The 2,864-nt window shown below is 55.3% G+C and carries 2 protein-coding genes; both read left to right on the top strand.

The features are described 5' to 3' along the window. A partial coding sequence (locus tag ACEW8P_RS10225) for a glycosyltransferase (protein WP_373512985.1) occupies positions 1–1,183 on the top strand: 1,183 nt, incomplete at its 5' end. A gap of 74 nt (positions 1,184–1,257) precedes the next feature. Continuing rightward, positions 1,258–2,864, top strand: a 1,607-nt coding sequence (locus tag ACEW8P_RS10220) for a DUF4038 domain-containing protein (protein WP_373512984.1), incomplete at its 3' end; no start/stop codon positions are given.

The following is a 2,864-nucleotide window of genomic DNA, read 5'->3' as shown; positions in this document are numbered from 1 at the left end:
CGTGCAACCCTACGCCGTCCTGGGCCAAGCGCTGCAACGCCGCGGCCACGAAGTCACACTGTCTACTGGGAAAAATTTTGAGAAACTGGTAATATCCTACGACATCGGCTTTGTACCCGTCGAAGCCGACTACCAGGCTATTCTGGATTCGGACGAAGGCAAAAAGATGGTGCGGGGCAACCCCTTCGCCATTCGTCGCAGCCTGAACACCTGGGTGTACCCTTTGGTGGAGCAGTGCCTGACGGAGTTCTACCGATTGGCACAGGAGAGCGACAAGGTACTTTATCACGTAAAAACCCTGGGCGACTGCTTCGCCGACCAGTTTCCCGAAAAAATGATGCGGGCGCTGGTCGTTCCGGCGATACAAGCGACTACCAAATTCCCGAATCCGGCGTTTAGCGGGCTGCCGATTCCGTCTTTTCTCAATAAGCTGAGTTATGGACTCTCCAACGCGGGCATGAAGATCATGAACAAACCCATCGCTCGTTTTCGGGAAGAAGCAGGTTTGTCAAAAAAATTCAAAGTACCCCAAACGCCCGTCCTCTATGGCGTCAGTCCGCTGCTTCTCCCCAAGCCACAGGACTACCCCGACAGCGCGACCTTCACGGGTTTCTGGTTTGGTACTTCCTCGCAGGAGCTACCCACTGACCTGCTCGAATTCATCCGTTCAGGTGAGCCGCCGCTGGTGCTCACCTTTGGCAGCATGCCGTTCAAGAGTAAGTTTGATTTACAGGAAACCATTTTGCGGTTGACGCAAAAATTTGACGTCAGATTTATCATAATGAAGGGTTGGGGACTGGAAACTACCGAAAAACTAGCGGGAAGTTCTGCGATAAAGGTGATTGACTCCGCCCCCTACGATAAACTGTTTCCGCTGGTGCGGGCTGTCGTCCACCACGGCGGCGCGGGTACTACCGCCGAGTGCCTGCGGGCGGGGAAGCCGATGCTTATTTGTCCGGTGCTTCACCCAATGGGCGACCAGATGTTTTGGGGGAAGCGCGTGCAGGAAAAAGGCGTGGCGGTGCCACCCATCGCGCTGAAAAATCTTTCGGAGGCGGCTTTCTTTACCAGTATCGGAAAACTTTTAAATACCGGAGTTTTATATAAAAATGCCCAACTGATAGCCGAACAACTTGCCGGAGAAAACGGCGTGATGAATGCCATCGCCGAGATCGAAAAATAGCCGAAAACCAAAATTTTCCAGGAGTAAATATTTCGTCCCAACCACTTTTTTTACAAAAAAAACTACAGCCGAATATGATGCGCCAATTGCTTGCCTTACTCCTGACCTTCATCGTTTCGTACAACCTTCACGCCCAAACGGGCCGCTGGATGAAGTACGAGCAGACCTTCAAGAGCAACAAAACCTACGACAACCCCCTCTACGAAGTCAAGAACTTTACCGCAAAGTTCACTTCCCCGGCGGGGAAGGTTCATACTATTTCCGGCTTCTGGGACGGAGGCACCACTTGGCGTGTCCGCTTTGCGCCCGATGAAGTCGGCACCTGGAACTACGCCACCGAATGCTCGGATAAAAACAACGCCGGACTCAACAGCCAGAAAGGTACTTTCCAGGTTGTGGATAAGACCAGTCCGCACGACATTTACACCAAAGGCGGGATCGTCCGCCCCAAGGCGTCGTACTACCTCAGCCACGCCGACGGGACGCCCTTTTTCTACACCGCCTGCACGGCCTGGAACGGGGCGTTGAAATCGACCGATGCCGAGTGGGACACCTACCTCAAAGACCGCGTCGCGAACCATTACAATGTGATCCAGTTTGTGACCACGCAGTGGCGTGGCGGTTCCAAAAACAGCAAGGGACAGGTCGCCTTCACGGGTAGTGGGCGCATTTCGCTTAACCCTGAATTTTTCCAGCATCTGGACAAAAAAGTGGACGAGATCAACGCCCACGGACTCGTCGCGGCGCCCGTGCTGCTGTGGGCGTTGCCCAACGGTTCGGGCCGCGAACTTAGCCCCGGCTACCACTTGCCCGACGATGAGGCGATTATGTTGGCGAAGTACCTGGTCGCGCGCTACGGCGGGCATCAGGTGATTTGGATTCTGGGCGGCGACGGGGAATACCTCAAAACGTACGAACAACGCTGGAAGACCATCGGCCGCGGCGTGTTCGGCGGCGAAAATGGAAACGCCCGACCGCCGGGCGTCGTGGCGCAACACCCGCACGGCCGCTCCTGGATTGGTAAGGAATACGCCCACGAAGACTGGCTGGACATTCTGGGTTACCAAACGGGCCACAACTCCCGGCCCGATACCCAAAAGTGGATCACGGATGGCCCCGTGGCGAAAGAGTGGTCACAACTACCGCCTAAAGCCTTCATCAACCTCGAACCCGTTTACGAAGACATCGACAAAAACTCCGATGCTACCGACATCCGCAACGCCAGCTACTGGAGCGTGTTCTCGACGCCCGTGGCGGGCATCACCTACGGCGCCAATGGCATCTGGCCGTGGATACGGGCAGGCGAAGAAATAGAGAACCACGGCAAACCGCACATTCTCCGCCCCTGGGACGAGAGCATTAAGCAACCCGGTAGCGTACAGATCGGCTACCTGGCCGAGTTCATGCGCAAGCACGAGTGGTGGAACTTGAAACCCGCTCAGGAACTACTGGTAGAAAATGGCGAAGCGGGCGAATTTATCTCCGTCTTGCGCTCCGATGACCGGAAAACGGTGATGGCGTACCTGCCGCAGTCCGCGACGGTAAAGCTATACAACCCTTCGGGGGTAGTTTACGCAGGGCAGTGGTTTGATCCGGCGACAAACAAGTACTCGGCCGCTAAACTCCAAACGAAAGGGGGTACTTTGGAAGCTACTTCGCCGGGAAAGGAGGATCAGGTATT

The organism is Persicitalea sp., assembly GCF_041751555.1.
Classification (GTDB): domain Bacteria; phylum Bacteroidota; class Bacteroidia; order Cytophagales; family Spirosomataceae; genus Persicitalea.
This window is presented reverse-complemented; position numbering and strand designations above follow the sequence as displayed.